General features: G+C 59.0%; 2 protein-coding genes. Both read right to left on the minus strand.

Features of this window, described 5'->3' with window-relative positions; translation table 11 throughout:
* Positions 1–217: 217 nt before the first annotated feature.
* Positions 218–4,060 (minus strand): DNA-directed RNA polymerase subunit beta', encoded by a 3,843-nt coding sequence (gene rpoC / locus Q2B33_RS12515; RefSeq protein ID WP_300570136.1) that lies wholly within the window; start codon positions 4,058–4,060, stop codon positions 218–220.
* Between the two features lie 91 nt (positions 4,061–4,151).
* Positions 4,152–7,914 (minus strand): DNA-directed RNA polymerase subunit beta (locus Q2B33_RS12520; protein ID WP_300822859.1); only part of this gene is annotated, 3,763 nt, incomplete at its 5' end.

Here is a 7,914-nt window from a genome sequence, read left to right on the forward strand (position 1 = left end):
TCCTCCACTTTTCAAGGTGCCGTCCTGCCACAATGCCTGATTTTACCTTCTGAAGTTCCGAGAACCTATGGTTTCCATATGGCAGGAGGGTGCCGTCTTGTTCGCCGCACCCTCCTGCCTTATCGCTCTGCCGCCTATTCCATTTCTGAAAGCCGCATATCCGCGCCATTCAGCCTGTCGCCGACGGCCCCGTTTTGTCTCTTCAGTTCTGTCCGGCTTACCGGTCTTCTCCGGTCATGTCGTCCTCTTCCTCAGAGCCCTCCATGTCCTCGTCGTCCTCTTCCTCGTCCTCTGTATCCTCTTCCTCGTATGCGTCGTCTTCATCCACATACGCGCCGTCCCCGGCATCTTCCGTCTCATCCAGGAAGTCCTCGGCATCCGCCTGGTCAGTCTCTTCGATATCCCCGTCCTCCGCAGGCTCCTCCGGCATATCGTCGAATCCCTCCCCTTCCACGGCCTCGTCGAATTCCTCGTCCCCCAGCTCGTCAAAGGAGATGGTCTCCAGCTCATCCGTGTTCAGCCTTGTGTTGCGGTAGCGCTTCATGCCGGTGCCCACAGGAATCAGCTTACCGATGATGACGTTCTCCTTCAGGCCGATCAGATTGTCTATCTTGCCCTTGATGGCAGCCTCTGTCAGCACCTTGGTGGTCTCCTGGAAGGATGCGGCCGACAGGAAGGAATTGGTGGCCAGAGCCGCCTTGGTGATGCCTAACAGCACCTGCTTTCCCTCCGCCAGCTCCTTGCCCTCCGAGTAGAGGGATTCGTTCATATCCTCATATTCCAGCACGTCCACCAGCGTCCCCGGCAGGAAATCCGTGTCCCCGCTGTTCTCGATGCGCACCTTCTTCAGCATCTGGCGCACGATGACCTCGATGTGCTTATCCGCGATGTCCACGCCCTGTAAGCGGTACACCCTCTGTACCTCCCGCAGCATATAATCCTGCACGGCGCGGATGCCCTTGATCTTCAGCAGGTCGTGAGGGTTCACGCTTCCTTCCGTCAGCTCGTCTCCGGCCTCCAGCACCTGGCCGTCCAGCACCTTGATGCGGGAGCCGTAGGGAATCAGGTATGCCTTGCTCTCGCCGGTCTCATTGTTGGTGATGACCACCTCGCGCTTCTTCTTGGTGTCCCGCAGCTCCGCCTTGCCGCCGAATTCCGCGATGATCGCAAGGCCCTTGGGCTTTCTGGCCTCGAACAGCTCCTCTACACGGGGAAGACCCTGTGTGATATCGTCGCCTGCCACGCCGCCGGTGTGGAAGGTACGCATGGTAAGCTGGGTTCCGGGCTCACCGATGGACTGGGCGGCGATGATGCCTACCGCTTCGCCCACCTGCACGGGTTCGCCTGTGGCCATGTTGGCGCCGTAGCATTTCGCACAGATGCCCACATGGGAGCGGCAGGTGAGGATGGTGCGGATCTTGACCGCCTCGATGGGCTCACCCTTCTCGTCCACCCCTGTGCTCAGGATCCTGGCCGCGCGGCCGGGAGTAATCATGTGGTTGTGCTTGACGATCAGCTCCCCGTCCTTATCGTAAATGTCCTCACAGGAATATCTCCCCGTGATTCTGTCCTTCAGGCCCTCGATGGTCTCCTTGCCGTCCATGAAGGCCTTCACCGTCATGCCCGGAATCTCCGTCCTGTCCTCGCTGCAGTCCACCTCCCGGATGCTCAGCTCCTGGGACACGTCCACCATTCGCCTGGTCAGGTAACCGGAGTCGGCAGTGCGCAGCGCCGTGTCGGACAGGCCCTTACGGGCGCCGTGGGCGGACATGAAATACTCCAGAACGTCCAGTCCTTCACGGAAATTCGACTTAATCGGCAGCTCGATGGTACGGCCTGTGGTATCCGCCATCAGACCGCGCATGCCCGCAAGCTGCTTGATCTGCTGGTTGGAGCCACGGGCGCCGGAGTCCGCCATCATGAAAATATTGTTGTATTTGTCCAGACCCGCCAGCAGCACGTCCGTCAGTTCCTTATCGGTCTCGTTCCAGGTCTCCACCACCGCGCGGTAGCGCTCCTCCTCGGTGATCAGGCCCCTGCGGAAGTTGGTGGAAATCTTATCCACGGTGGCCTGAGCCTGGGCCAGCAGCTCCGGCTTTTTGGCAGGCACAGTCATGTCGGAGATGGACACCGTCATGGCCGCCTGGGTGGAATACTTGTAGCCGATGGACTTCACATCGTCCAGCACCTCCGCGGTCCTGGACGCGCCGTGGGTGTTGATGACCTTCTCCAGAATCTTCTTCAGACCCTTTTTGTCCACATGGAAGTCCACCTCCGGCTTCAGGAAGTTCTCCGGCACGCTCCTGTCCACGAAGCCCAGATCCTGGGGCAGGATTTCGTTGAAGATGAAACGCCCCAGCGTACACTCCACATTTCCGGCGACAGTCTCGCCCTCCGCGTTCTTCTTGGACACCCTGACGATGATCCTGGAGTGCAGGGTCAGATATTTATTCTCATAAGCCAGTATGGCCTCGTTCACGTTCTTGAAGTGCTTCCCCTCTCCCAGGGAACCCGGCCTCTCCTGGGTCAGGTAGTAGATGCCCAGCACCATGTCCTGGGACGGCACTGCCACAGGGCCGCCGTCGGAGGGCTTCAACAGGTTGTTGGGCGACAGGAGCAGGAAACGGCACTCCGCCTGGGCCTCCACGGAAAGAGGCAGATGCACTGCCATCTGGTCTCCGTCAAAGTCCGCGTTGAAGGCGGTGCACACCAGGGGATGGAGCTTGATGGCCTTACCCTCTACCAGAATGGGCTCGAATGCCTGGATGCCCAGCCTGTGCAGGGTGGGGGCGCGGTTGAGCATCACGGGATGCTCCTTGATGACCTCCTCCAGCACGTCCCAGACCTGATTGTCCATCTTATCCACCAGCTTCTTGGCGTTCTTGATGTTCTGGCTGATGCACTTGGCCACCAGCTCCTTCATCACGAAGGGTTTGAACAGCTCGATGGCCATCTCCTTGGGCAGACCGCACTGGTAGATCTTCAGCTCAGGCCCCACCACGATAACGGAACGGCCGGAATAGTCCACTCGCTTGCCCAGGAGGTTCTGGCGGAACCGCCCCGTCTTGCCCTTGAGCATGTCTGACAGGGATTTCAGGGCACGGTTGCCGGGTCCTGTCACAGGGCGGCCTCTGCGCCCGTTGTCGATCAGGGCGTCCACGGCCTCCTGCAGCATGCGCTTCTCGTTGCGGACGATGATGTCCGGAGCGCCCAGCTCCAGCAGCCTCTTTAAGCGGTTGTTCCTGTTGATGATCCTTCTGTATAAGTCGTTCAGGTCGGAGGTGGCGAACCTGCCGCCGTCCAGCTGGACCATGGGACGGATGTCCGGCGGGATGACCGGAATCACGTCCATGATCATCCAGTCAGGCATATTCCCGGATTCCCGGAAAGCCTCCACCACCTCCAGCCTCTTGATGATGCGGGCCCGCTTCTGGCCGGAGGACTCCTTCAGTCCGGCCTTCAGCTCCTCCGCCTCCTCGTCCAGGTCGATGGCCTGGAGCAGCTCCTTGATGGCCTCCGCGCCCATGCCTACCCGGAACTTGTTCCCATACATCTCCCTGGCATCCTGGTATTCCTTCTCGGACAGGATCTGCTTGAAGTCCAGGCCCGTCTCACCGGGGTCCAGCACGATATAGGAGGCGAAATAGAGCACCTTCTCCAGCACTCTGGGGGAGAGGTCCAGAATCAGCCCCATCCGGCTGGGAATCCCCTTGAAATACCAGATGTGGGACACAGGCGCAGCCAGCTCGATATGGCCCATGCGCTCCCTGCGGACGCTGGATTTCGTCACCTCCACGCCGCAGCGGTCGCAGACTACGCCCTTGTATCTGATCTTCTTATATTTTCCGCAATGGCACTCCCAGTCCTTGTTGGGTCCGAATATCTTCTCGCAGAACAGGCCGTCCCTCTCGGGCTTCAGCGTCCTGTAGTTGATGGTTTCGGGCTTCATGACCTCGCCATGGGACCATTCGCGGATCTTTTCAGGTGAAGCCAGGCCTATTTTGATGGCATCAAAGGTCATAGGCTGGTATGCTGTTGCCTCATTTTTTGTCTCTGACATGAATGGCACTCCTTCCTTACTTTTTCCCAAGGAATCTGAGGATTCCTAATGGGTAATCGCTCTGTGCGGCCCGGGCCGCCACGAACCGGCATCAGAATTCCTCAGCCTCCACGAAGTCCTCGGAATCCCCTTCGAAGTCCATGCTGTCTTCATCGTCCTCGAAATCCTCATCCTCGTCTTCATCGTCCTCAGAGTTCATCAGTTCACCGCTCTCGTCGAACTCCTGCGCCTGATATCCCATGTCGCCCAGAGAGCCATTGTCATAATCATCGTATTTGCGGTCGTCCCCCATCTCGAAGCGGTAATCCGTGTCGCCGTAGTCGATGGTCTCCATGATCTCCACTTCCGTCTGGTCCTCCCGGAGCACCCTCACGTCCAGTCCCAGGGCCTGCAGCTCTTTTAACAGCACCTTGAAGGACTCGGGAATGCCGGGCTCGGGGATATTCTCCCCCTTGATGATGGCCTCATAGGTCTTCACGCGGCCCACCACGTCGTCGGACTTCACCGTGAGGATCTCCTGCAGGGTATAGGACGCGCCGTAGGCCTCCAGGGCCCACACCTCCATCTCTCCGAAGCGCTGGCCGCCGAACTGGGCCTTGCCGCCCAAGGGCTGCTGGGTCACCAGGGAGTACGGTCCGGTGGAACGGGCATGAATCTTGTCGTCCACCAGGTGATGGAGCTTCAGGTAATGCATGTGGCCGATGGTGACAGGGCTGTCGAAGAACTCTCCTGTCCTGCCGTCCCGCAGACGGACTTTCCCGTCCCTGGAAATCTCCACGCCCTTCCACAGCTCCCTGTGCTCCCTGTTGTCGGAAAGGTACTGCAGCACCTCGGGAAGCAGCTCGTCTCTGTGCTTCGCCTCAAATTCCTCCCACTCCAGATTGACATAATCGTTGGCCAGATCCAGAGTGTCCATGATATCATTCTCGTTGGCCCCGTCGAAAATCGGGGTGGCAACGTTGAATCCAAGGGCCTTTGCCGCCAGGGACAGATGAATCTCCAGCACCTGCCCGATGTTCATACGGGAAGGCACGCCCAGAGGATTCAGCACGATGTCCAGGGGACGGCCGTTGGGCAGGTAGGGCATATCCTCCACGGGCAGCACACGGGACACCACGCCCTTGTTGCCGTGGCGGCCTGCCATCTTGTCGCCCACGGAAAGCTTTCTCTTCTGCGCGATATAGATGCGCACCGCCTGGTTCACGCCGGGGGAGAGCTCGTCGCTGTTCTCCCTGGTGAACACCTTGGCGTCCACTACGATGCCGTATTCGCCGTGGGGCACCTTCAGGGAGGTGTCCCGGACTTCCCTGGCCTTCTCGCCGAAGATGGCGCGCAGCAGGCGCTCCTCCGCCGTCAGCTCGGTCTCCCCCTTGGGGGTCACCTTGCCCACCAGGATATCGCCGGCACGGACCTCCGCGCCGATGCGGATGATTCCCCTGTCGTCCAGATCCTTCAAGGCATCGTCGCCCACGCCGGGCACGTCTCTCGTGATTTCCTCGGGCCCCAGCTTGGTGTCGCGGGCTTCCGCCTCATACTCCTCTATATGCACGGAGGTATACACATCATCCTGCACCAGCCGCTCGCTGATCAGTACGGCATCCTCGTAATTATAGCCCTCCCATGTCATGAAGCCGATCAGGGGGTTCTTGCCCAGGGCCAGCTCGCCCATGGCCGTGGACGGGCCGTCCGCAATCACCGCTCCCGCCTCCACATGGTCGCCCTTGAAGACAATGGGCTTCTGGTTGTAGCAGTTGGACTGGTTGCTCCTGGTAAACTTGGTCAGGCGGAACTCCGCCTTCTCACCGTCATCATAGGTCATCCGGATCATGGCGGAGGACACGTAGTCGATCGTCCCCGCCTTCTTCGCCACCACGCAGACGCCCGAGTCCACGGCAGCCTTGGGCTCCATGCCCGTGCCCACCACAGGCGCCTCCGTCCCCAGAAGCGGCACGGCCTGGCGCTGCATGTTGGAGCCCATCAGCGCGCGGTTGGCATCGTCGTTCTGCAGGAAAGGAATCAGCGCCGTGGCCACGGAGAACACCATGCGGGGGGACACATCCATGTAGTCGAACATGGAACGGGGATACTCCGATGTCTCCTCCCGGTAACGGCCGGACACGGTGGTGCGCACGAAATGCCCCTCCTTGTCCAGCGCCTCGCTGGCCTGGGCCACATGATAGTTGTCCTCTTCGTCCGCGGTCATATAGACCACCTGGTCCGTGACCACCGGATTCTTCGGGTCGGTTTTGTCCACCTTCCTGTAGGGCGCTTCGATGAATCCGTATTCATTGATCCTGGCATAGCTGGCCAGGTAGTTGATCAGACCGATGTTGGGGCCTTCAGGGGTCTCGATGGGGCACATCCTGCCGTAGTGGGAGTAGTGCACGTCACGCACCTCGAATCCGGCCCGGTCTCTGGACAGACCGCCGGGACCCAGAGCGGACAGACGCCTCTTGTTGGTCAGCTCCGCCAGCGGGTTGTTCTGGTCCATGAACTGGGACAGCTGGGAGGAACCGAAGAATTCCTTCACCGCAGCCGTCACAGGCTTGATGTTGATCAGGGACTGGGGCGAAATCTCGTCCGCGTCATGGGTGGTCATGCGCTCCCGCACCACCCTCTCCATGCGGGACAGGCCGATGCGGTACTGGTTCTGCAGCAGCTCGCCCACGCAGCGGATGCGCCTGTTGCCCAGATGGTCGATATCGTCGTCGTTCCCAAGGCCGTACTCCAGATGCATATTATAGTTGATGGAGGCGATGATGTCCTCCTTAGTGATATGCTTGGGCACCAGCTGATGGGCGTTCTTCTTCAAAGCCTCCGCCAGCTTCTCCGGATCGTCCGCGAACTCCTCCAGGATCTGGGCCAGCACAGGGTAGTACACCTTCTCCCGGATGCCGAAGTCCCTGGGGTTGCAGTCCACATAGGCCGTCAGGTCCACCATCATATTGGAGAGGACCTTCACGTTCTTCTCCTCCGTCTGGATATATACGAAGGGAACGGCGGCATTCTGAATCCTGTCCGCCAGCTCCATCTCCACCTTCTCGCCTGCCGCGGCCAGAATCTCCCCTGTGGAAGGATCCACCACATCCGCCGCCAGGATCTGATCTCTGATCCGGTTGCGCATGGACAGCTTCTTGTTGAACTTATATCTGCCTACCTTGGCCAGGTCATATCTGCGGGGGTCGAAGAACATGGCGTTGATCAGGCTCTCTGCGCTCTCCACGCTCAGAGGCTCGCCGGGGCGGATCTTTTTGTACAGCTCTAACAGACCCTCCTGATAATTCTCAGCAGTGTCCTTGGTAAAGCTGGCCTCTATCTTGGGTTCGTCACCGAAAACCTCCCGGATCTCATCATTGGTGCCAATACCCAGAGCTCGAATCAGAACGGTGACGGGCACCTTACGGGTACGGTCCACACGCACATAGAATACATCATTAGAATCCGTCTCGTACTCCAGCCACGCACCCCGATTAGGAATCACCGTGCAGGAATAGAGCCTTTTTCCGATCTTGTCATGGCTTATGGCGTAATAAATGCCAGGGGAACGAACCAACTGGCTTACGATGACTCGTTCGGCGCCATTGATCACGAAAGTACCCGTCTCAGTCATCAGGGGAAGGTCGCCCATAAAGATCTTATGCTCGCTGATCTCCTCTTTTTCCTTATTATAAAGGCGGACAGTCACCGTCAAGGGTGCCGCATAAGTAGCATCTCTTTCTTTACACTCTTCAATAGAATACTTCACGTCATCCCTGCTCAACTCAAAATCCACGAATTCCAGACTAAGCGAGCCGCTGTAGTCGGCTATGGGAGAGATATCGTCGAAGGCTTCCCTCAACCCCTCGTCAAGGAAC

The sequence above is a fragment of the uncultured Acetatifactor sp. genome, from assembly GCF_948601915.1.
Classification (GTDB): Bacteria; Bacillota; Clostridia; order Lachnospirales; family Lachnospiraceae; genus Acetatifactor.

Bases quoted from the DNA above. Each gene is read 5' to 3' on its own strand.
- rpoC (WP_300570136.1), bottom strand. From the start codon at position 4,060: ATGTCAGAGACAAAAAATGAGGCAACAGCATACCAGCCTATGACCTTT.